The organism is Streptomyces sp. NPDC026500 (genome assembly GCF_055567635.1).
In genome coordinates, this window is the sequence record NZ_JBVHQB010000038.1 from 24,517 (window position 1) to 48,092 (window position 23,576).

20 protein-coding genes and 2 pseudogenes are annotated in these 23,576 nt (G+C 69.7%); 11 read left to right on the top strand and 11 right to left on the bottom strand.

Annotation, left to right across the window (positions count from 1 at the left end; all coding sequences use genetic code 11):
• Positions 1–95: 95 nt before the first annotated feature.
• Positions 96–1,418 (bottom strand): crotonyl-CoA carboxylase/reductase, encoded by a 1,323-nt coding sequence (ccrA, locus tag ACZ4N5_RS40050; protein WP_467761897.1) that lies wholly within the window; start codon positions 1,416–1,418, stop codon positions 96–98.
• A 757-nt stretch (positions 1,419–2,175) separates the two neighbouring features.
• On the opposite strand from ccrA, the gene ACZ4N5_RS40055 reads away from it, so the two are divergent.
• Complete coding sequence (locus tag ACZ4N5_RS40055) at positions 2,176–2,994, top strand: IPT/TIG domain-containing protein (protein ID WP_467761898.1); 819 nt, start codon at positions 2,176–2,178, stop codon at positions 2,992–2,994.
• A 968-nt stretch (positions 2,995–3,962) separates the two neighbouring features.
• On the opposite strand, the gene ACZ4N5_RS40060 is transcribed toward ACZ4N5_RS40055, so the two are convergent.
• The 4 genes from ACZ4N5_RS40060 to ACZ4N5_RS40075 all read right to left on the bottom strand — a co-directional run bounded on the left by ACZ4N5_RS40060 (position 3,963) and on the right by ACZ4N5_RS40075 (position 8,956).
• Positions 3,963–5,210: a glycosyltransferase gene (locus ACZ4N5_RS40060; protein ID WP_467761899.1), complete on the bottom strand. Its 1,248-nt coding sequence runs from the start codon at positions 5,208–5,210 to the stop codon at positions 3,963–3,965.
• Between the two features lie 87 nt (positions 5,211–5,297).
• Positions 5,298–6,311, bottom strand: a complete 1,014-nt coding sequence (locus ACZ4N5_RS40065) for an alpha/beta hydrolase (RefSeq protein ID WP_467761900.1) — start codon at positions 6,309–6,311, stop codon at positions 5,298–5,300.
• A 704-nt stretch (positions 6,312–7,015) separates the two neighbouring features.
• Positions 7,016–8,038: an IPT/TIG domain-containing protein gene (locus ACZ4N5_RS40070; RefSeq protein WP_467761901.1), complete on the bottom strand. Its 1,023-nt coding sequence runs from the start codon at positions 8,036–8,038 to the stop codon at positions 7,016–7,018.
• A gap of 171 nt (positions 8,039–8,209) precedes the next feature.
• Positions 8,210–8,956, bottom strand: a complete 747-nt coding sequence (locus ACZ4N5_RS40075; protein ID WP_467761902.1) for an IPT/TIG domain-containing protein — start codon at positions 8,954–8,956, stop codon at positions 8,210–8,212.
• A gap of 576 nt (positions 8,957–9,532) precedes the next feature.
• Between ACZ4N5_RS40075 and ACZ4N5_RS40080 the strand changes: the two genes are divergently transcribed.
• The 3 genes and pseudogenes from ACZ4N5_RS40080 (at position 9,533) to ACZ4N5_RS40090 (ending at position 11,029) form a co-directional block, all read left to right on the top strand.
• Positions 9,533–10,171, top strand: a complete 639-nt coding sequence (locus ACZ4N5_RS40080; RefSeq protein ID WP_467761903.1) for an NUDIX hydrolase — start codon at positions 9,533–9,535, stop codon at positions 10,169–10,171.
• Between the two features lie 55 nt (positions 10,172–10,226).
• Positions 10,227–10,364, top strand: a pseudogene (locus ACZ4N5_RS40085) (VOC family protein); the annotation flags it as partial.
• A 275-nt stretch (positions 10,365–10,639) separates the two neighbouring features.
• The gene (locus tag ACZ4N5_RS40090; protein ID WP_467761904.1) at positions 10,640–11,029 is read left to right on the top strand and encodes a hypothetical protein; all 390 of its coding nucleotides are present in this window, start codon (positions 10,640–10,642) and stop codon (positions 11,027–11,029) included.
• 151 nt (positions 11,030–11,180) lie between these two features.
• Here ACZ4N5_RS40090 and tnpA read toward each other — a convergent pair.
• Positions 11,181–11,552, bottom strand: a pseudogene (gene tnpA / locus ACZ4N5_RS40095) (IS200/IS605 family transposase).
• A gap of 69 nt (positions 11,553–11,621) precedes the next feature.
• On the opposite strand from tnpA, the gene ACZ4N5_RS40100 reads away from it, so the two are divergent.
• The gene (locus ACZ4N5_RS40100; RefSeq protein ID WP_467761905.1) at positions 11,622–12,854 is read left to right on the top strand and encodes an RNA-guided endonuclease InsQ/TnpB family protein; all 1,233 of its coding nucleotides are present in this window, start codon (positions 11,622–11,624) and stop codon (positions 12,852–12,854) included.
• Positions 12,855–13,018: 164 nt separating this feature from the next.
• On the opposite strand, the gene ACZ4N5_RS40105 is transcribed toward ACZ4N5_RS40100, so the two are convergent.
• The 3 genes from ACZ4N5_RS40105 to ACZ4N5_RS40115 all read right to left on the bottom strand — a co-directional run bounded on the left by ACZ4N5_RS40105 (position 13,019) and on the right by ACZ4N5_RS40115 (position 15,510).
• Entirely contained in the window at positions 13,019–13,543 is a 525-nt protein-coding gene (locus ACZ4N5_RS40105) for a GtrA domain-containing protein (RefSeq protein ID WP_467761906.1), read from the bottom strand.
• Positions 13,544–13,863: 320 nt separating this feature from the next.
• Positions 13,864–14,685 carry an alpha/beta fold hydrolase gene (locus tag ACZ4N5_RS40110; RefSeq protein WP_467761907.1) on the bottom strand — a complete coding sequence of 274 codons (822 nt, stop codon included), beginning with the start codon at positions 14,683–14,685 and terminating at the stop codon, positions 13,864–13,866.
• Between the two features lie 159 nt (positions 14,686–14,844).
• The gene (locus ACZ4N5_RS40115; RefSeq protein WP_467761908.1) at positions 14,845–15,510 is read right to left on the bottom strand and encodes a DUF4097 family beta strand repeat-containing protein; all 666 of its coding nucleotides are present in this window, start codon (positions 15,508–15,510) and stop codon (positions 14,845–14,847) included.
• A 238-nt stretch (positions 15,511–15,748) separates the two neighbouring features.
• On the opposite strand from ACZ4N5_RS40115, the gene ACZ4N5_RS40120 reads away from it, so the two are divergent.
• The 4 genes from ACZ4N5_RS40120 (at position 15,749) to ACZ4N5_RS40135 (ending at position 18,636) form a co-directional block, all read left to right on the top strand.
• Positions 15,749–16,516 carry a helix-turn-helix domain-containing protein gene (locus ACZ4N5_RS40120; RefSeq protein WP_467761909.1) on the top strand — a complete coding sequence of 256 codons (768 nt, stop codon included), beginning with the start codon at positions 15,749–15,751 and terminating at the stop codon, positions 16,514–16,516.
• A gap of 216 nt (positions 16,517–16,732) precedes the next feature.
• The gene (locus tag ACZ4N5_RS40125) at positions 16,733–17,404 is read left to right on the top strand and encodes a phosphotransferase-like protein (RefSeq protein ID WP_467761910.1); all 672 of its coding nucleotides are present in this window, start codon (positions 16,733–16,735) and stop codon (positions 17,402–17,404) included.
• A 29-nt stretch (positions 17,405–17,433) separates the two neighbouring features.
• Positions 17,434–17,556 (top strand): hypothetical protein, encoded by a 123-nt coding sequence (locus ACZ4N5_RS40130; RefSeq protein ID WP_467761911.1) that lies wholly within the window; start codon positions 17,434–17,436, stop codon positions 17,554–17,556.
• Positions 17,557–17,904: 348 nt separating this feature from the next.
• Positions 17,905–18,636, top strand: coding sequence for an HAD family hydrolase (locus ACZ4N5_RS40135; RefSeq protein WP_467761912.1), 732 nt, complete (start codon positions 17,905–17,907; stop codon positions 18,634–18,636).
• Here the strand turns inward: ACZ4N5_RS40135 and ACZ4N5_RS40140 are convergent.
• The gene (locus ACZ4N5_RS40140; protein ID WP_467761926.1) at positions 18,596–19,111 is read right to left on the bottom strand and encodes a GNAT family N-acetyltransferase; all 516 of its coding nucleotides are present in this window, start codon (positions 19,109–19,111) and stop codon (positions 18,596–18,598) included. The two genes, ACZ4N5_RS40135 and ACZ4N5_RS40140, sit on opposite strands and share 41 nt — an antisense overlap.
• A gap of 445 nt (positions 19,112–19,556) precedes the next feature.
• Here ACZ4N5_RS40140 and ACZ4N5_RS40145 point away from each other — a divergent pair, with 445 nt between their 5' ends.
• On the top strand, positions 19,557–20,255 hold the full coding sequence (locus ACZ4N5_RS40145) for a hypothetical protein (protein WP_467761913.1): 699 nt from the start codon (positions 19,557–19,559) through the stop codon (positions 20,253–20,255).
• Between the two features lie 1,938 nt (positions 20,256–22,193).
• A complete protein-coding gene (locus ACZ4N5_RS40150; protein WP_467761914.1) occupies positions 22,194–22,841 on the top strand; it encodes a ScbR family autoregulator-binding transcription factor in 648 nt (215 codons plus the stop codon).
• Between the two features lie 214 nt (positions 22,842–23,055).
• Here the strand turns inward: ACZ4N5_RS40150 and ACZ4N5_RS40155 are convergent, their stop codons facing one another.
• The gene (locus tag ACZ4N5_RS40155; protein WP_467761915.1) at positions 23,056–23,481 is read right to left on the bottom strand and encodes a hypothetical protein; all 426 of its coding nucleotides are present in this window, start codon (positions 23,479–23,481) and stop codon (positions 23,056–23,058) included.
• Between the last annotated feature and the right edge of the window lie 95 nt (positions 23,482–23,576).

Sequence of the window (23,576 nt, forward strand, 5' to 3'; positions counted from 1 at the left end):
GCTTCAGGCCCTTGACGGTGCGCTCCTCCGCTCGCCTCGACCGCTCTGCACGGGCGCGCGATGGAGTGAGCGGACGCCCGGGTCTTCGACGGGGCTCAGCTCCGGAAGAGCCGCAAGCGGCTTTCGCCGACCTTCGCCCGGGCCTGTGGGTCTGTCACGCCCAGACCCGGGCTCGGGGCCAGGCAGAGTACGCCGACCTTGCCGATGTGCTGATTGGTCTGCACGCTCCTGACAGCCGCCCCCACATCACTCAGGGCATAGGTCTTCGACAGCGCCGGCACGAGATGCCCCAGGCTGAACAGCCGGTTCACCTCGGTCTGTTCGTGCAGGTTGGCGCCGTGGCTGCCGATGATCCGCTTCAGCCGCATCCACAGGTAGCGGTTGTCGTAGGTGTGCTCATATCCGGTGCTGGAGCCGCACGTGATCACGGTTCCGCCGCGGCGTGCGAGGAAGACCGAAGCCCCGAACGTCTTGCGGCCCACGTGCTCGAACACGATGTGCGGATCCTCACCCACCGCTTGGCGGATGGCCGCGCCGACCTTCTTCCATCCCTGTGGCCGCTCCAGTGCGGTGGGATCCCCGTCCTCGATGTCCGAGCGGTTGATGACCGCCTCGCAGCCCAACGACCGCAGCAGGGCGGCCTTCTCCTCGGAGTTCACCACGCCGACCGGAATGCCGCCCCCGTTACGCACCAGCTGGACGGCGTACGAGCCCAGGCCACCGGTCGCCCCCCACACGAGAACCACGTCCCCCTGCTTCATCTGCGCGCCACGGTCGCTCACCAGCATGCGGTAGGCGGTGCTGGCGCACAGAGGATTGACGGCCGCCTCCTCCCAGCTCAGCAGTGCCGGCTTGGGCATCAGCTGGCTTGCCCGCACGATGGCGTAGTGGGCCAGAGCACCGAAGTTCGTCTCGAAGCCCCAGGCCTTCTGCCCGTCTCCGAGCATCCCGTCGCGGTGCGTGTCGGGGTCCTGCTCGTCGACATAGGCGGGTGCGACGACCACATGGTCCCCGACCTTCCACCTACGGACCGAGGAACCGGTTCGTACGATCACGCCGGAAGCGTCCGATCCCACCACGTGATAGGGGAGATCGTGGCGTGCCTCCCACCCGCCGGCCTTCCCCATCTGCTTCAGGAACTGGAACGTCGGCACGGGCTCGAACATGGCAGACCACACCGTGTTGTAGTTGATCGCACTCGCCATCACCGCGACCAGCGCCTCGTCCGGAGCCAGTTCGGGCATCGGTATCTCGTCGACGAACAGAGACTTCCGTACGTCCTTGTCCTCCACCCCCTCGAACATGCCGACGTCGCTGGCCCGGATCGTCGCCGCCGTGAAGCAGTCGGGCACGGGCAGGGTCTCCAGGGTTCGCCCGTCGACCCCTGCCACTACGGCTTCCGACATGGTGCTGTTCATCAAGGACCTGGCCTCCTGCTCGTGTTTCGACAGCCCGGTTGGCACGACGTGCCGGGACGCCTTTACAAGCAAGCTTCGTCAGCTGCCGGGACGCAACCGCACGAGCGCTGCTTGAACCCTTGATCACTGAGAAGTGTGCAGATCAAGGCACCCGAGCGCCCGGCAGCCGGGAACAGGCCGTAGACCATGGGGAGTAGCTGCCGTACACCGGTGAACCATGAAGCAGTGCGGTGCCGCTTCGCAGCAGCAGCCGCTCCTTCTGCCGTACGTGCACGGGAACGGTCACCTGCGCAGCGCCGCGAACAAGGGCGCACGCAGGCATCCTGGAAGCCCGGCGGGCGTCCGCGACGGCGGGGACACGACCCCCGCGCACCCGCCATACAGGTGACGTTCTGCCCTCTCTCTTGCCGGGCAGGTCACCCGTCTGGGTCACTGGAGACACCGGTAGGCAGCCCATCCCATCCGGGTAGCGCGCATCAGTGATGCCGCTGACCTGTCTGATGCGTACTACCAGCACATGCAGCTGCGCCGCCGCCCTTGCAGAGAGCTGCACGACAGGCCGCCCGACGGCTCACCGGACGCCGTCGAAGCCGACCACAGATCGTCGGGCATCTCACCCCGGCGCCGCAGGCATCCAGCGCCGTGCCCGGGCCATCTCCCCGCCGACTTGGGCTGTGCCGACTCGGCACGAAGCCGCCCATGCACGCGGGAAGCGGCTGCTGTCATCGCGAACAACGACCCGTCCAGGAGGACACTCATGTCTGCACCTGCCCTGCTCCCCGCTCTGTCTCCCGTCCTGACCCAGCCGACGCTGCTCGCCACAGCACCCGGCTTCGGACCGAGCACCGGCGGCAACGTCGTCCTGCTCATCGGCGCCAACCTGGGCGGAGCGACCTCCGTCACCTTCGGGGGCACGCCCGCCGCCATCGTCTCCCAGGACCCCTTCGGGTTCCTGGTCACCGTGGTCGCACCGGCGGGAGCCGCCGGCAACGTGCCCGTCGTGGTGACCACCGCGGCCGGCGCCAGCACGCCGGCGAACTACACCTACCTGGGGCCCGTCGTCCCCTCCCCGCCGATCATCCTCGCGATCACGCCGCCGGCCGGTCCGACGACCGGCGGCACCCCCTTCACCATCGTGGGTGCCAACCTCAACGGCGCAAGCGTCACCTTCGGCGGTGTACCCGCTGCCGCCGTAAACGTCATCGGCGGCGTGGTCCTGACCGGTATCGCACCGGCGGGAGCCGCCGGCAACGTGCCCGTCGTGGTGACCACGCCGGCCGGCACCGCCTCCGTGCCCGGCGGATACACCTACGTCGGACCGCCTCTGCCCACCGCGGTTTCCATCATTCCGGCCACCGGCCCCGCCGTCGGCGGCACTCCGTTTGCCGTCATCGGCACCAACCTCACCGGCGCGACCGTGACCATCGGTGGTACTGCGGTGGGCAACGTGGTCGTCGACCCCACCGGCACGGTGCTGGCAGGCATCACCCCCGCCGGGACAGCCGGAAACGCCGCGGTCGTAGTGACGACCCCAGCGGGCAGCGCAACCGTCGCCGGCGGGTTCACCTACGCCTGACCGGTGCATAGGTGGGGCCGGACGGTAGCCGACCGTCCGGCCCCACCCGCATGCAGCGAGCGGCTGGGCACCCCGGAGACGAGAACCCCCGGAAGGCCATTGGGTGAAGGAAACGTTCCCCCACGCAGCAGCCCTGCCGCTCGGCACTCAACGGGTCGCCTTCACCGTTGCTCCGGTTGCGCAGGACACCGCAGAGGCCTGCGCGCCGCGCCGGTGTCCAACAAAACAGCGGGCCTGCCGACCGTGACCAACCATGGCCAAAAACACGCATGGTGAACAGCAGCCAGCATGATCGTTACATCGCCGTTCCCGCCGCGCCCCACAGCCGAGAGGCGAGCGGCCGAGAGACAGCCGTACGGCTGCCGACCAGGGAACAGGCGAGGATTTTCGGCCATTTCGCAAGGAATCGTCCAGGTATGCGCCCCCCGGTGCGCCCCGCTGATCGGGTGACTAGAGATCGCATCCCCTTGCGGCATATTCCACGGCCTGCGTCACTGTAAGTATCCAACCGGTGGGCAGCCCATCCCTCTCCGGGGGAGCGCGGCCTCCGGTATGGCCGCTGCCTGCCTTGCGCGCGGGGCAGACCAGCGTCCGGCTTGATGTCGCGATGGGCGCCCCCTCAGAGGGAGTGGATCCCCCAGCCGGTGCCCTGTTCCAGGGCGCCGGCTGGGCGGTTGGGACAGGGGCACGTCCACCCCGAGGAACCGTCCGAGCGATGAACGCCGACTCCGCACCGCCGGGTCGGCCCGATTCCGCGGACGCGGCGCGCCTGCCACGAGCAACCGCCTGAGGCCGCAAGGAGGACACGTGCCTGCTCGGGCAGAGGTACCGCGCAGGCTCCTTGCGCCGGGAGTTCAGGCCATGGCCGCGGGTTGCCCAGATCCTCGTTCGGACAGCGGCGCGGGAGCGGGAGAGCTGCGATGTCGGCAACGCCGTTCGTGCAGTCACTGGAGGATCCGGCGGACACATCACCGTGCGTGGACGAGCGTGTCCAGGACGGAGCAGGCACGAGCGGTGCCGTCCTCGGACGTGAGTGCACGGCCGAGCCGGCGGGCGGCCTCGGTGTAGGCGGTGTCCGTGGTGAGGGCGTGCAGGCGTTGGGCGAGAACGGGGACGGTGAGGCGACGGGCCGGCAAGGGCTTGGGGCCTGCGCCAAGGCTGTGCACACGGGCGGCCCAGTACCCCTGGTCGCCGAAGAACGGGCAGACGAGGGAGGGTACTCCGGCGCGCAGCGCCGAAGCGGTGGTGCCCGCGCCGCCGTGGTGGACAACCCCGGCCGTCCTGGGGAACATCCAGTCGTGGGGGACGTCGCCGACCACGAGCATGTCCTCTTCGCTGGTGGCGGGATCGCCGGCCAGCACGCCGCGTAGTCCTGCGCGTCGCAGTGCCGTTCGCACGAGGCGCCCGGTGGCCTCGGGATCGCTGGTCTTCATGCTGCCGAATCCGACGTACACAGGTGGGGGGCCCTGGTCCAGGAAGGCGAGCAGTCGCCGTGGCGGATTCCATTGCGGCTGCTCATGGTGCCAGAAACCGGTCACGTGGACGTTCGGTCCCCAGTCGGCCGGTCGCGGCACGATCGTGTCGCTGAACGCGCAGAGGACGGGGGCGCGGCGGACCCGGCGGAAGGGATCCAGCAGGGACAGGGCGGGGAGGCCCAGGCTCTGCCTGCGCCAGGAGTTGATGAACTGGCGGCACACGAGCCAGGATCCCAGGTCGACCGCGTCGAAGCTGAGACGGTTGCCGAGGGAGCCGAGGAAGCGGGCAGCCGGTGCGAGCGGGTGCGGGAACATGCCGGTGGGCTGGCTCGGCTGGAAGTGGATGATCGCGTGCGGCACGCGCAGGTACTGGCTCAGGTGGACGCCGAGGAAGCTGAAGGTGGGGGCCAGGACCAGATCGGCTCCTTCGGCGCCCGCCTGGGTGCGGGCGAGGATCGGGGCGATCCGGGGCTGCAGGACTCTGTTGATGCTGCGGATGAATGCCACCGGGTTGCTTCGGCCGGCGAGCAGTTCCTGGCCCTCTGCCGACTCGATGATCTCGGTGGGATCGGCCGGGAGGTGATGGAAGTCCAGTCCGGCCGCTTCGATCAGGTCCTGGTAGCGGGAACTGGCGAGCACCCGCACGCTGTCGCCACGCCGGGTGAGGGCCCGGCCCAGTGCCAGGCAGGGCTGGACGTCTCCGCGGGATCCTGCCGCAAAGATCACTACGTTTCGGCCCATGTCCCTTGCTTCTCTCGGTCCGCAGCAGATGCCTGCCGGCAGTGGTGGGATGAACGGGAGGCGGGCGACGCGGCCCGCCCGGACGTGCTACCTGAGCGATTTCCTGACGTCCGGCCAGATGGCGTGCAGTTCACGCTGCCAGTACGGCCATGAATGGGTGCCCGGTCCGTAGATGTGTGTCGTCGTGCTGACACCTGCCGAGCGAAGTGCGCCGGCGAATTTCTTGACCGAGTTTGGGAGCGCCGCTTCGGCCAGCGCGCCCACCAGAATGACATCGAGCGCATGGCCCAGGTCCAGTGGTCCGGGACTGCCGTTGCCGCAGGAGAGATGGACGGTTGTCCCGCGGAACGCCTGTGGCATCGCGGAGGGGTTGTGGGCCTTCCAGATGTCGGCGTTCTCGTTCGGGTCGCCCCACACTTGTTTGATGTCGGTGCCGTCCCTCTGGGAGCCGAGGGCGAGCACCAGACGCACCGCGGGGTCGTTGAGGTCGACGTAGGAGCTCATGGCCGCCACGTACCGGAACATGCCCGGGTGGTGTGCTGTGTAGTTGAGTGCGCCGAGTCCCCCCATGGACAGGCCCACGATGGCCCGGGACCTGCTGGCGCGGTACTGCTTCTCCATGAGCTGGACCAGTTCGGTGGTGTGGAAGGCCTCCCAGCGGGGCGCTCCGAGGTACCAGTCGCTGTAGTAGCCGGCTTTCCCTCCGTCGGGCATGACGATCAGCACGTCGGAGTCCTTGGCGAGTGCTTCGACGTCCGTCTCACGCGTCCAGGACGTGTAGTCGTCGTCCCCGCCGTGCAGCATGTAGAGCACGGGAAAGGTGGACTTCTTCTTCGTGGCCCAGCTTTTGGGAAGAATGACGCGGACAGGGATGGACCTCTTCATGGCCGGTGAACTGACCGTCAGGTCCTCGGTGCGCGCATCGATCTTCCTGACAGCGATGATCCGGGCAGCGGGCCGGGACGACACAGACTTGCCGTCCGCGCCGCGCGCGGCCGCGGTTGTTCCGGCACTGAGCGCGGCGGCGAGCGACAGGCCCGCCAGGAGAGCGCAGCCGACACGTCGTGCACGGCCGGTCAAGGAGTTGACGGCAATTGGCATGGGCTGAGGGACTCCGTCGGGCGTAGGGGCACTGGGCGCCGGCGGCGCGCCGGCTCACAGAGGGATACGACACCGATGCGCCAGGGCCGCCGGCCGAGCGCCGGGTACTGCCCGGCGGACCGACGGTGGGTGTGTGCGGCCCTGGTGGCACTCCCGGTTTGCGGTGCGGTTCAACGTCGCACCACGCCGGGTGGCACAGCCGATGCCCGGCGGCCGACCACTCCGGCGGGAAGCGCTTGTCCTCCGGCCGTACGGGATGGCGACAGCGGAGCTGTCCACTCCCGTGCCCCCTCCGGAGCATGATCGATACGCATGGTACGGACCATGCCGAAACGGATGATCAAGTGCCAGGAGGCGCACCGGCCGGCACATGAAGCGGTCCCCGCACGGCGGCGTTCCGCCAAAGCCACGGCCGGTCCCCCGAGGGCGCGGGGGCGTGGGCGCCCGTACCGGCGGAGAGGGTACCGCTCACATGGCCGGAGCATGCGACCGGGACGGTGGACCGGCGCTGCTCCCGCTCGTGCAGGAGCGAGGCCTCGCCGACGCAGCGTGCCGGCAGCAGAGCCAGGCCGCTGTGCCCGTTGGAACGTCCGCCGCGTAACGGGCAACGCCACGGCCCCGGCGAACGGCCCCGGGTTGGGCCGTCGCGGATGAATGGGCGACATGGCCGCAGTACTTGGCCTGCCGCCCGGGCCGTCGGCGTGTCAGATCCCGGGCGGGGCCACGCGGGTGTAGGTGAGGCTGCCGCTGGTTCCTCCCGCGGTGGTGACGGTCACGGGCACCGGGCCGGCGGGTCCGGCAGGGACCGCGACGGTGATCTGCGTGTCGGAGACCACCGTGAAACCGGCGGCAGCGGTACCGACCTTGACCGCCGAAGCGGTGGACAGTGCGGTGCCGCTCAGTGTGATCACCGCACCGGGGGTAGTGGGGCCGCTGCCTGGATTCAGCCCGGTGAGGGTGGGGGCCGCGACGTAGGCGAACGCCGCCGGGTTGCTGGTTCCGCCCGGGGTGGTGACCGTGATCTGTGTGTTTCCCGTCCCCGGTGGCGCCGTCGCAGTGATCTGAGTCGACGACAGCACGGTGAACGATCCCGCGGGCGTGGAGCCGAAGCGCACAGCCGTCGGGTTCAGCAGGTCGCTGCCGGTGAGGGTGACCGTTGTTCCCCCGGCTGCAGCCCCCAGACTCGGACTGGCACCCAGCAGCACCGGCGGTGCGGCGTAGTAGAAGTACGCCGTGGGCGACACCGCGCTGGTCCCGCCCGGCGTGGTGACGGTCACCGGGGCTGCGCCCGGGCTTCCTGCGGGTGTGACCGCCGTGATCTGGGTGGCCGAGTTGACCGTGAACGACGTAGCGGGGGTTGCGGCGAACAGGACCGCTGTGGCGCCCGTGAAGCCGGTCCCGGTGAGTGTGACGGTGCCGGCGCCCGATGTGGGACCGCTGCTGGGCGTCACCCCCGTCACCACCGGAACAGCGGCTGCGATGTAGGTGAAGGACACCGCGTTGCTGGTGCCGGTGGGGCTGACGACCGTCACTGCTACCGAGCCGGCGCTGCCGGGCGGCGTGAGGGCGGTGATCTGCGTCGCGGAGTTGACCGTGTAGGAGGCCGCGGGCGTACTGCCGAACCGCACCGCAGTGGCGCCGGTCAGCCCGGTTCCTGTGACGGTGACGGTCGTGCCACCGGTCGTGGGGCCTTGTGAGGGACTCACCGCGCTGATGGCTGGTGGCATGACGTGCTCCTGTGGCAGCCGGGAGAAGACGGAAATCCGGTCCGCGCTGCGAGCGGCCGGAACCAAAAGGGAAGTGCTCCGGGAAAGCGGGAGCAGAGGAGACTGCCGCTTTCCCGGAGCCCGGAGGTACCTCACCGCCGTCCGCTGACTGAACGGACGGCGGCGCTCTGGTCAGATGCCGGGGCCTGCAACGTAGGTGAAGGCGTCGGCGGCGGTGTCGGATCCGGCAGGGTTGGTGACCACGACGTCGACCGCACCAGCCGTTCCGGGCGGGGTGACCACGGACAGCGTGGTCGCACTGACCACGGAGAACGGCGCCGGGGTGCCGTCGAAGGTGACCGAGTCGGTGCTGTCGAGGCTGGTACCGGTGATGGTCACAGCCGTGCCCCCGGACGTCGGGCCGGCGGACGGCGCGACGGTGGTGATGGCGGGGACGTCGACGTAGGTGTAGGACAGGCCGTTGTTGGTTCCGCCGGCCGTGCTCACGCTCACGCCGACCGGCCCGGGCGCAGCCCCCGCGGGCACGACGACGCTGAGCTGGCTGTCGGAGACCACCGTCGGCGTGGCGGCCAGCGCGCCGAAGGAGACGCTGGTCGCGGTCGACAGGCCGGTCCCGTTGACGGTGATGGTGTTCCCGCCGGCGAGCGGGCCGGATGTGGTGCCCAGGGACGACTTGAACGGGGCTCCCACATAGAAGAACGACACCGGGTTGCTGGTACCGCCGGGCGTGGTCACGATCAGCCCGACCGTGCCCGTCCCGGACGGCGACACGGCGGTGACCTGAGTCGGTGAGACGTTGGTGACGCTGGTCGCCGATTTGGTGCCGAACTTCACGGCACTGGTGCCGGACAGGTTGGTTCCGGTGATCGTTACCAGCGTGCCGCCGCCGGTAGACCCCTGGTTCGGGGAGATGGGCATGGGTGTGCTCCTGACTCTCAGCAGAGGACGGGCGAACACGCGAACCAGCGGGCCATTTCCCAGCCTGAGCACACGCCTTTGGTCGCAGGCGAGCTGACAGTCCGGTGTGATTCTGTGGCCCCGTCGAGGCACATGGACGCGAAAAACGGCTTCCGCATCTGGCGGCGAGCGCACGGCCGAAAACGAAAGAACCGGCAGAAGCCGCCACTACCAGATTTCCCCCGGTCAGGGATGGGCGGCCCACCGGTTCGCTACTCAAGTGACCCATGCGGGTGCACGGATGACAAGAGGTCAACTCCGGCATCACCCGAATGGGTCAATGTACGTGAACGGCACGAAAAGCGACTGGCACTCGTGTAGAGGCAGCGGCACCGGGATCGCTACGGCCGGCCCCTGGCCCGGGACGCACTGCCGTGGCGGCGCCGTCCGTGCCGCGTGAAAGGCTTGCCGGATCCTGGACGATCAGCTGTCGCCGGTCTGCGATTCGGTGCTGTTGTCGCGCAATTCCCCAGGCGCCCTGGGTGGTTGGTGCCCGTCTCGGGCACGATTGTCGGTGCCGCTTGCCAGGATGTGCGGATGCCCTCAACCGACCACCTCCTCACTGCCTCTGACGATCAGCCGCGTGCCCAGCTTCTGGGGCTGGTCGGCGCCATCGAACCGTGGGACGACCTGGAGCGCGCCCACCTGGGGACCGCCGCGCAGTGGATCGCCGGCGGATCCCCGCTCCACCGGGTGCGCAAGCCGGATGTTCCGGCGATGCACTTGGTGAGCTACTTCGTCGTCCTCGACGAGAGGCGCGGGCAGTTGCTGCTCGTCGCGCACCGCAAGGCGCGCCTGTGGCTGCCGGCCGGGGGCCATGTCGAGCCGGGTGAGGACCCGTGGGCCGCGGTGGTCCGCGAATGCCGTGAGGAGCTGGGTATCGAGGCCGTGGCGTCACCGATCACCGGCGAGCGTCCCCTCTTCCTGACCGTCACCCGAACCCGGGGGCAGCACGCGCACACCGACGTCTCGCTCTGGTACGTCCTCGACGCCGACGCCCGCACCATCACCTCCTACGACGAAGGCGAGTTCAACGCCATCCGGTGGCTGACCGACAGACAGGTACTCGAGGAGTCGGACGAGCTCCTCGACCCCCACATGCACCGCTTCACCCGCAAGCTGCGGCACGCCCGGACCATGGGACAGGATGCGCGGCCGGTGCCCGCTCAACCGTAGGCAGCCGTCTCCAGGCTGTTCATCGATGAAGTCCGCTGGCCGGCCCGGAGGTGCCATGCCCCTGCAGATGAAGTTGAGCGCGATCACTCTCGACTGCCCTGATCCGTCGGCTCTGGCGGCGTTCTACCAGCAGGCCACCGGCCTCGAACCCCACCCGAAGTCGGACGTGCGCTCCGACCAGCAGCGGGAGGATCGACGGTGATCGGTCCCACCCGTCACGGCCAGGAACCAGCAGATACGCCCGCGCTCCCCCGCCACCGCTCGGCCGCCTTGACCAGATCCCGGCTAACCCGCCCGCCCCAGGAACTCACCGCGTTTGATACGGGAGGGTGGCGCGGTGACGCTGCCGCCTGCCACAAGAGCGGCGCCTGGGGGTACGCCGCAGGTCTGTACTGGGGCAGCGGGTCGCAACGCCCTCTCGGGCCGACCGTCCAGACGTTCCACCGCGCCAGCCGTCATAATGAGGACATGGCAACCAGCGCACAGTCCTCTGCTTCCCCGTCGGATCTGACGGGATCGCATGCAGAGGACCTTGCGCTCTACCAGGAGAAGTTCCGACGGCGGCTGCCAGCTGCCCTGGAAGAGCTGCAGGGCCCGACCCAGGGCGTCGTGGAACTGCCCTTGCACGTGGCGTGGTCCGGGATGACGTTCTACGACCTCAACAAACCTCGCCAACGGATGGGTCTGTACCGCACCGTCCTGCACGAAGGCTTGCGCGAGGACCTGGAGCGCTACCTCCATCAGGACATTCTGCTGCAGCTGTGGCCGACCTTGCGCCGCCTGGTGGGCCGCAGTGTGCGCACCGTGTGGGAGGACGCTTTTCCCGCTCTCGCTGCCCGCGGTCGGGCGGTCGTGTGACGGACATGCCGGAGCTGCACACGCGGCTGCTGGCTGACGTGATCGCCCTCCCCGGTCTTCAGGCCGGGGGTGAATCGCATTTCTGGACTGCTCTGACCTCGGCCGTGGGCACGGGTCCGCACTATCCACCCACGCCCACGACTGCCCGCGCTCAGTCCGGGTGCTTCTGCTGTGCGATGTAGTCCTTGACCACCTGGAGCGGAGCGCCGCCGCACGAGCCCGCGAAGTACGAGGGCGACCAGAACCGGCCGTACATGATGGCCCGGTTGACCCGGCCGGTGAACTCGGCGCGCAGGCGGCGTGAGGAGACGCCTTTGAGGCTGTTGACCAGGCCGGCCAGGGCGACCTTGGGCGGGTAGTGCACGAGCAGGTGGACGTGGTCCGTTTCGCCGTTGAACTCCTTCAGCTTGGCGTCGAAGTCCTCGCACACCTTTCACCTCTTCGCAGCGCCGTCAGCATCTCCTCGTCGAGGACGCCGCGCCGGTACTTCGTGACGAACACCAAGTGTGTGCAAGTTGTAGATGACTGTTCGGCCCCTGCGGGGGGTTTGGTTCCCATCGTGGCGACATGGGCCAGCGCTAAGGTGGTCGCTGTGCAGCTTCGGTACAGCTTCCGTCTGTACCCGAGCGCCGGTCAACGCATGGCGTTGGCGAGGGCGTTCGGGTGTGCGCGGGTCGTCTTCAACGATGCGTTGCGCGTCCGCGAGGAGGCCCGAGCGGCGGGGCTGGGGTTCGTCACCTCGGCGGAACTGTCCAAGGGCCTCACAGCCGCGAAGAAGACGCCGGAACGGGCCTGGCTCGGCGAGGTCTCGGCGGTGATCCTCCAGCAGTCCCTGCGGGACCTGGACACCGCCTACCGGAACTTCTTCGACGGGCTCAAGAGCAAGCGCCCGCGCATGGGTGCGCCTCGTTTCAAGTCGAAGCGGGACAACCGGCAGTCGATCCGCTTCACCGCGAACGCGGCCTGGCGGATCACGCCGGGCAAAAAGCTGCGTCTGCCGAAGGTCGGCGACGTTCCCGTGCGCTGGTCCCGCGCCCTGCCGTCCACCCCGTCCACCGTGACCGTGGTCAAGGACGCGGCCGGCCGGTACTTCGCGAGCTTCGTCGTAGAGACGGACGCCTGCGAGGTACTGCCCGAGACGACACCAGAGATCGGCATCGACCTCGGCCTCGGGCACTTCGCCGTCCTCTCCGACGGCCGGAAGATCGACAGCCCGCGCTTCCTGCGCCGGGCCGAGAAGCGCCTGAAGAAGACGCAGCGGGAGCTGTCCCGCAAACAGAAGGGCTCCAGCAACCGAGGCAAGGCCCGGCTGAAGGTCGCCCGCGCTCACGCGCAGGTCACCGACGCACGCCGCGAGTTCCACCACCGGCTCTCCACCCGGCTGATCCGCGAGAACCAAGCGCTCGCCGTCGAGGACCTGTGTGTCAAAGGACTCGCCCGCACCCGCCTGGCCAAGTCCGTCCACGACGCCGGATGGTCCGCGTTCGTGACCATGCTGGAGTACAAAGCCGCCCGGTACGGGCGCACCCTCGTGAAGATCGGCCGCTTCGAACCGACCTCCCAGGTGTGCTCCGCATGCGGCGTCAAGGACGGCCCGAAGCCCCTCCACGTCCGCATGTGGACATGTGGGGCATGCGGGGCGATCCTCGACCGGGACATCAACGCGGCGGTCAACGTCGCCAAGGCCGCCGGACTGGCGGCATCAGCCTGTGGAGCGCAGGTAAGACCGGCACCCGTGCCGGCACAGCGCGGCGAAACAGGAACCCGCCAGCAGCTGCCCACCACATCGCCGCAGTGGGAGCAGACTGGAATCCCGGGCCTTTAGGCCCGGGAGGATGTCAAGGCCTCGACGACTCCGCCGTCGCCGCCCTTCGGACCTGGGCTGTGGAATGGGCCGACGACCTCGCAGCCCGGTTTCTGGAGGCCCACGACCCCGACATTGACTGACCGGCCGGAGCCCCCGTCCCGCTGCCCGCTGCGGCAAGCCGGTCAGGCGGCGCGGCAGAGTGCCGCTGGGCCGGCCGGTGCCGTCGCGCGGGCCGCGGTCGCGGGTACGGGACGGACCGTGCGGACGGCGGCCGCGTCCTGCGCGTGGTCGCGGGCGAAGACGACGAGGCGCAGCGCCGCGAACCGGGCGACGCCGGCGAGTGCGGAGGCGGACAGGTAGACGACCTGCTCGAGCACCGCACCGGGCGCCGCCGCCAGCTGCTGCAGGACAAACATCGCCGCGCAGGTCACCGCATACGTGGCCGCCGCGGACCCGGCCGACTGCGCGTGCTGGCGCCAGGTGGCGTGCCCGCCCGCGCCGAAGGTGAAGCGGGCGTGCAGTTCGGTGGCGAGGAGCGTGGAGACCACGGTGATCAGGGCGTTGGCCAGGCCCCATGAGATCCAGGAGGCGAGGGCCGCCACGGCGAAGCTGGAGGCGAGTCCCACTCCGCCGCCGCAGAGCACGAAGCGGGCGAAGGCGGTGAAGGCGCCGGGTGCCGCCGGCTGCCGGTTCTGTGCTGTTTCCATGACCCCACCCCGTTGACTGCTCGCTTCGCGAAACGCGTACCTCTCGGCCTTGCGAGGCCCCCGCCGTTGTTTCTTACAATGGAAACGCTACGTTGCATTCATGGGTGCGGCAACAGATTTGTTGTGCATGTCCGCCATTATTGCAGGTAGTTGCCGAGAAATCGTTGCAATGGCTTTGCTTCTAATGCAACAGCCCACCCTCTATTCATTGCAATGAATAGAGGGTGAACGCTCCATCGGAGACACCGCTCGCCGCACGGGCCGCCCCTGCGCTCGATGGCGGCGGGACGTGCAGGCGCCTCAGGCCGCCGGCCGCGTCTTCAGTGCTTCCCGCGGTCGTGGGCGGCGACCTCGCGTACGGCCTCGGCGATGGCCGCGAAGTCCTTCTTGAGGATCGCGTCGTGGTTGCTGGCGACCTTGGCGCTGATGCGGATGTTCGGGTTGCGGGCGGTCACCGCGTCGAGGCCGGCGCGGATCCGCTCCTGCTCGTCGCCCTTGCTTCCGAGGGACGCCCCCGAGGCGACCACGTACCGCGCCGGGACGGTGATGCTGTCCAGCACGGGGCCCAGTTCGCGCTCGCGGGCGAGCCTGCCGAGCTCGATGTTGGTGTTCGCCATCTGTTCGGCATTCATCCGCGGGGTCAGGCCCGTCGGGCGCAGCAGCGGCAGGAACGGGCTCATCCGCCGGAACAGTTTCCGGATCCGCTGTTCCATGGCCTCATCCAGCCAGTCGTACGGCTGCGCGCCCTCGACCAGGACCGCGCCCAGGGCGCGCTCGGGATTGCGGCCGGCCCAGTGTGCCGCGACGAACGCCCCGTAGGACCAGCCCGCCACCAGGGCCCGGTCCACGCCCCTGGCGGCGAGGACGGCGTCGACGTCCCGGACGGCCGCCTCGAAGGAGTAGTCCGCCGAGCGCTTCGATTTGCCGCGGGCCCGCTCGTCGTAGGTGATGTGCCGCCATCCCGGCCCGAGTTCGGCGATGACGCGCCGCCAGTACCCCTGGGTGGCGAACTGGCCGTTGAGGTAGACCACGGGGATGCCGGGGCCGCCGGTGTCGGTGACGGCCAGGGCCGTGTCGTCGACGGGCACCATGCCGGTCCACGTCGAAGTCGAGCCGGTCGAGGGGGTGTTGTTCTTCTTCATGTGTCTTCTCCTGTTCGCGTCGGGTGTCCTGGACGGCTTCTGCGGGTCCTGCTCTGCTCGTGGATCGCAGGTCCCTCGGGACGGACGGCCGTGCCCTTGGCGGCGGCCGGCAGGTTCTCGGTCGCGGTGGGCCCGGCCGGACAGTCCTGGTTCCTGGCTTCAGAGGCTGCGGGCGGTGATGTCGCCGCGGGAGGTGGTGGCGCGGATGTCGAGTCCGGCGGTGCCGTCGTTCTTGAGGGCGTTGCTGACGCGGCCGTGGTCGGTGCCGGCGTCCAGGGAGGCCCAGACGCCGGGGGCGGCGGCGATGGAGATGTCGCCGGACCGGGTGCGGAGCACGACCGTGCCGCGCACGGCCTCGGTGATGCGGATGTCGCCCCGTGCGGTGCTGATCTGCGCGGGGCCGCCCAGCCGGCCGACCTCGACGTCGCCGTCGGTCGCGGTGAGGCGGACGCTCGCGGCCTCGTCGATCTTGATCTGGCGGTACGCGCCTTCGAAGGCGACGTCGCCCAGGCGTCCGACGCCGCGGAGCTCGGCGCCGGCGGCCCTGGCCTCGACGCGGGAGCCGGCGGGCAGCTGGACGGTGATCTCCAGGGATCCGGAGGAGCCGAAGAGCTGGCTGCCGGGGGTCGGGGCCGTGATCCGCAGGACGCCGTCGGCGTAGGTGACGGTGGTCTGCTCGGCGGTCTTGGTGTCGCGGCTCTTGGAGGGGTTGGCGGGCAGGACCTCGACGGTGGTGTCGGCGCGGTCCGCGGCGATGAACTGGATGCGTCCGGCGGGGATGTCCAGGACGGCGGAGATCGGGGCGGGGGTGTCGAACTTCTGCATCGTGTTCTCCTGCGCTCGCTTCTTGTTTCCGACATTGGAAACGCTACGTTGCTTTCCATAGTCAGGCAACATAGTCGTTGCGCAGAATCAGCATCCATACAGGTAGAAGCCTATAAATCGTTGCAACGGTCTTGGGAGTAACGCAACAACCACCGCTCCGATCATTGCAATGAATGAGGAGTGAACGCTATAGTGGGGGGATCAGGGACCGCCGCGAGGGATCACCGAGGAGACCGCGATGCCGGGAGGCAGACTCACCCAGCAGGAACGCCAGCAGATCGCGCTGGGACTGGCCGACAGCCTCCCCTACGCCGAGATCGCCCGAAGCCTCGACCGTCCGACCTCGACGATCACGCGCGAGGTGATGCGCAACGGCGGCCCCACCGCCTACCGCGCCGACCTGGCCCACCGCGCCACCGAACGCCGCGCCCACCGGCGCAAGGCCGCCCCCTCCCGAGGGCCGGAGTCGGCACCCCAGCCGCACGGACGCGACGCCGAGGCCGTGGCCGAGTACGAGGAGACGTTCACCACCGTCCTCATGGCCTCGGGCCTGCCCAAGATGACGGCCCGGGTACTGACCTGCCTGTTCACCGCCGACGCGGGCAGCCTCACCGCGTCCCAGCTCGCCCAGCGTCTCCAGGTCAGCCCGGCGTCCATCTCCAAAGCCATCACGTTCCTGGAGAGCCAGAGCCTCGTCCGCCGCGAACGCGACGAGGGCCGCCGCGACCGCTACGTCGTCGACGACGAACTCTTCTACCAGGCGACGATCGCCAGCGCCCGGGCCAACGACGAACTCGTCAAGACCGCACGCCAGGGCGTCGCCGTCCTCGGCCGCGACACCCCCGCCGCCACCCGCCTGGAGAACATCGCCCGCTTCCTCGACTTCATCAGCGAAAGCATCACCCGCGCCGCCGAACAGGCCCGCGAGGTCCTGCACACCAGACCCGGACCGGCCTCGGACGACACCGCCCAGCCGAGTCCGGACCACGGCCGGCCGGCCGTCTGAGCCGCCGAAGCCCCCGCCCGGCCGGTGACCGCAGGCGGCCCGCGCACCCCTCACCGCCCGCTGCCGCCGGGCGCGGGCGGGCCGCTCACCGCGGGGACCGCCCCGGCCGAGGAACGGAACGCAGCACCGGACGTTCTCCCGCCTCCTGCGCCTGCGATGATCGGGACGGCAGCGCACCCGGTCCGAGGTCTCCGCTGCGGACGGAAGGGATGACACATGGCGCCCGAGGCGGCTGCGGCGGCTGCGGAGACCGCGGACCCGGCCCACGCCCGTATCCCCGACACCGCATCCGGGGGCACGGTCATCCTGCTCAACGGCACCTCCAGCTCCGGCAAGAGCAGCATCGCCCGGGCACTGCTCGACCTCCTCGACGGAACGTGGTTCCACATGCCGGTGGACGCCTTCCACAACATGCGCGGCGGACGCGGTGGGCGCGAGATGTCCGACGAGGACCTCCAGGCCGAGATCGACCGCACGGCCAAGGGATTCCACCGCGCCGTCGCCGGCATGGCCGCAGGCGGCAACAACCTCGTCGTCGACCACCCGCTCAGCCGCCGCTGGCGACTGCTGGACCTCCTCGACCTGCTCGTACCCGAAGACACCGTCCTGGTCGGGGTCCGCTGCCCGCTGCCCGAGCTGGAGCGCCGAGAAATCGAACGCGGCGACCGACAGCGGGGACTGGCCGCCCTGCAGTACGGCCAGGTGCACTCCCACGAACTGCATGACCTGGACGTCGACACCAGCCTCCGCTCCCCGGCCGAATGCGCCCATCACATCCGTGACTTCCTGTCGGACCGGCCGCGCCCCACCGCCTTCGACACACTCCGGCGGACACTGCGGCAGGACGGTCCAGCCCCCGGCGGTGCCAGAAACCTCCGCGGCCGGTAGTCGGGCCTTTCGGAGGCGCGGAACCCCCCTTGCCGCCATCGCGGCCGCCGGGGCTCTTTCCGCTGTTCCGCCGGCGGGACATCGCCAAGGCCCAGGCCTTCCGCACGTACTGCATCGACAAGCGCGGCGACGGCGCGGCGTTCGACTGGTGAAAGGGCCGCGGGACACCCCGGTCCCGGGTCCGGTACAGCGGCCTGCCCGGCCGGCGGAGTTCGACGACCGGCGGGCGGAGTTGGGCAGGACGGGCCGGGCGGAGTTGGGCAGGACGGGCCGTCAACTCCCGTCGATCGCGCCGCACTTTCGCTTCGGGTACGGCCTACCGGCCGGGACCGGGGGCTTTCGCCCGCGCCGTCGCGGCCGGTGGCCGCGCCGGTCCGCCGGGGACCGGGATCACGGCCCGGGCGCCGCGCTCGGAGCCGGCTGATGACACGGTGCGCTCCGCCAATTCCTCGGCGTCCAAGCGTCGGGCCCCGTGACCGGCCACGCTCTATGCTGCCGAGGTGATCAGACCGATTGAACTGGTGATATTCGATTGTGACGGAGTGCTGGTCGACAGCGAACGCATCGCCGTACGCGTTCAGGTCGCTCTCGGCGCCGCACTGGGCTGGCCGCTCACCCAGGAGGATGTCATCGCCCGCTTCATCGGGCGCTCGCACGCCGCCATCCGCGAGCAGGTCGCCGCTCGGACGGATGAGGAGACGGCCGGGATCTGGGCGAAGCGGTTCGAGGAACTTCATCGCGAAGCCGTGGACGCCGGGCTCCTCCCCGTCGAGGGCCTGCCCGAGGCTCTCGACATGATCACCCTCGCGACCTGCGTGGCCTCCAGCGGGTCGCACGACAAGATGCGGCACACCCTGGGCCGCACCGGGCTGTACGAACGCTTTGCGGGCCGGATCTTCAGCGCCACCGAGGTCGCCCACGGCAAGCCCGCCCCGGACCTGTTCCTGCACGCCGCCCAGCGGATGGGCGTCGATCCGGCGGCCTGCGCCGTGGTCGAGGACAGCCGACCCGGTATCCGGGCCGCCCGCGCCGCGGGCATGCGCTCCTTCGGCTACGCCGGCGGGCCCACCCCGGCCGGACAGCTCGAAGGTCCCGGCACTGTCGTCTTTCACGACATGCGCCAACTGCCCGCCCTGCTCACCGAAATGACCTCCTGCCGCCCTTCGGTCCGCGCCACGCAACGGCCGATTCCTACCCGCCCTGAGCCGGCACCGCCTTTTCGAGAAGCGTGAACGACTTGGGCGCACCTCCTGGCTGCGGTTTGCCTGCCTTGTGGCCGACGACCTCGTACCCGGCGTTCAGGTAGTACGCAGTCAAAGGCGCGTTGGTGGCCAAGCAGTCCAGGCGCACCAAGGCCCGCCCCGTCGCGGCCACGCGGCGCTCCGCGGCCTGCAGAAGCCATCGCCCCGTCCCCGGCGGGACGCTGCCGTGATCCACCATCAGGCGATGGACATAGCCGGCCACTGGCGGCTGTGCTCCCCAGGCGTCCTCGTCCTGCCACCACAGCTCCCAGGCCCCGGCCAGAAGGCCGGCGGCCTCCGCGAGCCAGACCTCTCCGCTCGTCATGACGCGCCGGAAGTGATCCTCGTCCAACTCGCCCGGCTGCCACTGGCCCCTGATGCCCTGAGCGAGCATCCAACGGGCGGCGTCGTCCCGCAGGCGGACGATGGCGGGAAGGTCGGCACGGGTGGCGAGACGGAAGCACATGTCGTTCACGCCGCGATCTTCACACGGAAGCGAGGCGCCTCAACTGTGCGGCCACGCCTGCCCCGTACGGACGGCCGCGCTTCGAGCAGTCCACGTCCACCGACATGGCCCGGCCGAGGTCCTCATCAGCGCCGGCTCGGGCCACCAGCACGGTGAACACCCGCTCTCAGATACCGTCAAAGGCCCCCCATGCACAGCCGGTTGTACATGCCTCGCCCCGTTGCCGTACTTCTGCGCATCAATTGACGGCACACCCGGACCGACGACCGAAACCGGTCCAGGTGGAATTGCCTGGTAGACCGGGTCCGCAACTCGGAGCCTCCTACAAAACCCGATACAACCCTGAGCCGGCCGAACGCGTCTCGTAGGTGCGGACGATGCACCTGGGACTCGTCGGCACGGCCCTGGCGCCTGCCGTGCCGGGGCGAGGTCCGAAAGGGGAGACATGCTCAGGCGAATCCGGCCCGGTCGGGTGCGTGCGGTGCTGGCTGCCGTGTTGGGTGGGGGGCTGTTCCTGGTCGTGCTGGTGACGCACGAGCCCGGGGACAAGCCGTGGGATCTCGAGGTGACGGGCGCCGCGCTCAAGGCCAGGAAGGGTGAGACCGTCACGGCCGACCTGGCCCTGGACTTCCACGGTGCCGATGTCCAGGCCCAGCTGGACGCCGAGAACAGCGTCCCGTTCGCCCGTGTCGACGTGCGGTTCCCCGACGGCGTGACCGTGCTGAGCACTCCGCAGCTTTGCGATCTCGGCAACAGCAGGACGAGAAAGCCCTACTACCTGTGCGCATACGGCCTGTACACCAACAGCTTCGACATACCCATGCTCCGGGACGGATTCCACATCGCCTATCCCTTCAGGCTGCGGATCGACGACCCGTCCAGGCTCACCGGCGGCAGGATCCTTGTCGACGCCCCGGCGGAGCGGCTGCGCGACGACGCCGACCCCGACAACAGCACCGCTGCCATCACCATCGAAGCCATCGGCGAAACAGGCGCCTCGGGCGCCTCGGCCGGCTTCGGTACGACGGCCCGGGCCGCGGCCGCGAGCACAGCGGCCGTGGCACTGACCGGGCTCCTCGCCGCCGCCCTCGTCCGCGCCCGTCGACGCAGCGCACGTTCCAGCACCTCCGCGGTGAACGACTGATCACCGACGCCGGCGCCGGCGGAAGCGGATCATCCGCCGCACGGCCGGTACGGCTCCGCGTACGGCATGGCCCGATGCCCGACCTGCTGGTCGTACGGCGTCCCTGCAAAGCCCTGCCAAGGAGTACCTTCCCCGGCGAGCCCATGGTCCACCACGGGTGGAAAGCGGGCCCGAGGATCGCGCCCTGGTCCCGCTGAAGATCACCGAGCCAGACGAGCGAACGGCCGTACAAACAAAGGCCCCTGTCGTCCAAGCCGCGTGGGTCGCGGCTTCCCGACCAGCGGTTCAACAGGGCGGAGGCAAAGGGGAAGCCCTGGCGGCTGACGCAGACCACGGCGCGCTCGATGTCCCCGGTCCAGGTCTCGCAGGCCGCCGGCCCTGCGTTCTTCCGCTCCGGGAACAGCACCCCCGCGAACCGGGCATGAGCGCCAGCATCGGCACGAGCGAGCCCGGTGTCGACAATCGCCTGGGTGCCGGGCCGGGGCTGCGTTTCGCCGCCTGGGCTCTCCCACTTGGCCACCGTACGCAACGCGACGCCGAGGTGTTCGGCCAAGGCCCGCATGCTCATCCGCAGGACAGCGCGCGAGCGCTCGCTTCCCGGCCCGTCCACTGCTGCACGCCGACCACGGATCACCTCCCTCCGCCACGAAGCACTCTCGGTGACGACGCGGGGCGGGAAGTGCAACGGAAGTACAACACCAGGTCATTTCAACGCCGTTCACGCCGCCCGACGCTGTGGACATGGACGACGAACTCATCACGGAACGCCGACGCGTCGCCTTCCCGCAGGTCTTCGGCTACCTGCGACACATCACCGGTGGCCCGGTCCGCCATGCGGCGCTCGTCGACTGCCTCACCGAATTACTGCCGCCGGCACGAACTGGATCTCTGCGGCGTCTTCACCGACCGCGACGCCACGGCGGCCATCCGCTCCCCCGCCTTCGTCGGCCTGGTCGACGCCCCCGAACCACCCGACACCTACGGCGCCGTGGTCCCGCCCTCAGCCACCTCGGCCCCAGGGGCGTCGGCACCACCTCGGCCACCGGCGCCGGACAACGGGCGGCCGACGCGGCCCGCCTGGTCCACGGTCAGCTCCTCCAAACGCAGCGGGACACCGAGCAGCCGCCCCAACTGCCCTCGTCCGCCCGGCCACGGTCACCGTCCCGGGCCCGGTCAGGGTGGAGACACAACCCGCATGACCCTCCTCCGCCAGCACCCGCACCGCCGCCCGCACAACATCCCGCGGATCCACACCGGCACTGCCCGAGGCGCCGCACAGCGCACGCACCGTACGCCCCGAGCCGGCCGACGGCGCCCACGCCAGGATGTTGGAGGCGAACGCCCGCGGACGCAGCAGCGTCCACTGCAGACCCCAGGCCCGCAACAGCCCCTCACCGGCACGCTGCCACCAGGCGATCACCCGCCCCCTCGTCCAGGACCGCGGCCGCGGAAAGCCTCACCACCCGCCGCACTCCGGCCAATCACGCCGCCCGCACGAACCGCGCATCGTCACCCCCACCGACCCGCGTGGCGACCAAAAACTCCGCCCCCACCCCCTTCCAGCGCCCCGGCCGGCAAACACAGGCCCCCGTCACCGGCGGCCACCGCCCGGGCCCTCGCCGCCGCCCCCACCACCCGCGCACGATCCCCGACCATGACACGAACACCCAGGTGGGCAAGGAGCAGCCCGGCCACCTCCCGCCCCACCGTCCCCGTGCCCCCGGTCACCAGGATCACCGCACCACCACCCCCCGCCACCACAACACCGCACCCGCCCCCCGCCACCACCCGCACACCCGCCCGCACCACGACGGTTTTCCGCAACTCATTGAATCCCGTACAGCCTCAGGGGTACCCACAAAGCCAACCACCTGTAATATACAAACTGGACGGTTTTTTTATTGGGTCTCCGGGCTCAGCAACAGTGGGGAGGCCGACATGGTGAAACAGGAACGGGCAGTCCGAACCCGACAGGCAATCCTCTCGGCAGCAGCCAGAATCTTCGAGGAACGCAGCTACCAGGCCGCCACCATCAACGAAATCCTCACCGCCGCCGGAGTGACCAAGGGCGCCCTCTACTTCCACTTCCCCTCCAAAGAAAGCCTCGCCGAAGGCGTCCTGCACGAACAAGACCTCAAAACACCCGTCCCCGACCGCCCCTGCAAAATCCAGCAACTCATCGACACCGTCGTCCTGCACGCCCACCGCCTGCAGACCGACCCCATGGTCCGAGCAGGCGTACGCCTCACCCTCGACCAACAAGCCCAAGGACTCGACCGCAGCGGACCCTTCCAACGCTGGAGCCAGGTCGGCACCGAACTCCTCGAAAAAGCCCAAGCCCAGGGCGAACTCCTCCCCCACGTCATCCCCGCACAAACCGCCGACGTCCTCGTCGGAGCCTTCGCCGGCGTCCAGGCCATGTCCCAAGCCCAATGCAACTACCAAGACCTCCCCACCCGCGTCAGCACCCTGCTCCGCCACATCCTCCCCAGCATCGCCATCCCCTCCGTCCTCGCCTCCGTCGACCTCACCCCCACCAGAGGCGCCACCGTCCTCACCGAACTCCACACCCACCCCACCCCCTAACCCCCACACCCAACCCACACATCCCACGTCCCGACCGGCACCCACCGACCCCCGGCCCCCGCACCACGGCCCTCACCGAACCGCACACCGGGCACCCCGTACCGGGCCGGTCCCCGTCAGCCGGCCGTACCGGCAACCACCGCACGCCTTGCCCCCGCCGTGCTCCTCACCGCACCACACACCCGGCACCCCGCGTCCCGGCGCCCGCAGTTGGTCACCTTCGATGGAGGCGTCTGGGACGTGACGCAGGTACAGCGGGGCCGTCTGGCGCCTGACCGATCACCCTCATCACGGACAGGTACGGCTTGGTGTCTTGCGGATGAGTGAACGCCGTCTTGACCTGCCGGGCCGCGCCGCACCCGCCGGAGCCGGGCTTGGCGCTGCAGGTCAGCGCCGTCAGGTAGCTGAACGTGGCCACACCACTCACGGCCAGGTTGCCGCCGCCGGTCGAACAGGCAAGGCTCTTCGCGGCGTCCCAGCGCGGCGCCAGCACGAAAATGTTGCCCGTGAGGTCGCCGGTCAGCGTGGCGTCGGGCGGCGGGGCAATGGAAATGGAGGGCCGATAAACAGCGAACACCAGATCGGTGGAGCCGCTGCCGCCTTGGCCCGGCTTGGCGCTGACGTGTCGCTGAACGTGCACTGCGCGGAAAGTTCAGTGAAGGTCTTCGTTCCGGGGATGCGGCCGCTGCCGGGCAGCGGCCACGGGAGGGCCAGCTCTGGGGGATGCCGGCCCTC